Genomic DNA, 460 nt, shown 5'->3' with positions numbered 1-460 from the left:
TGTTGTCTGTCACTTCGGCAGAAGCGGTTGCCAATGGTGAAACCAACTACCCGACGCCGTTGAGCACCCTGGTGGTCAAGATGGCGTTGGCCAACGCGGACAACACAGACAGCGGTTTCGCGGGTGATGACAATGGCACGGTGAGCGCCGCTGAATGGACCGCCGCCCTGAAGCTGGCGAAAAGCAAGGTGCGCAGCCAGTTCGGCTTTGGCCTGCTGGACGACAGCGTGGACCTGCTGTCTTCCCCGCCGCTGATTACCAGCGACCAGGATGACCAGGAGAAGGTTGTAAAACTACGTACAGCGGTGGAGGCAGTGGCGGCGCTGATGGCCGACATGGCGGAGGCTGCCAAGACCGAGAACCCGAACAGCACCGAAACAGCGGACTCCATGTTCGCGGCCCTGTCTGAAGACCTCAACGATGGTCAGGTGGATGGGCAGAGCGAGGGTGAAGTCATTGC

General features: G+C 60.7%; 1 pseudogene. It reads left to right on the top strand.

Annotated features, from left to right (window positions below):
* Positions 1 to 460: pseudogene (locus A3754_RS27480) on the top strand (hypothetical protein); the annotation flags it as partial.

The organism is Alcanivorax sp. HI0083, from assembly GCF_001635175.1.
This window is presented reverse-complemented; position numbering and strand designations above follow the sequence as displayed.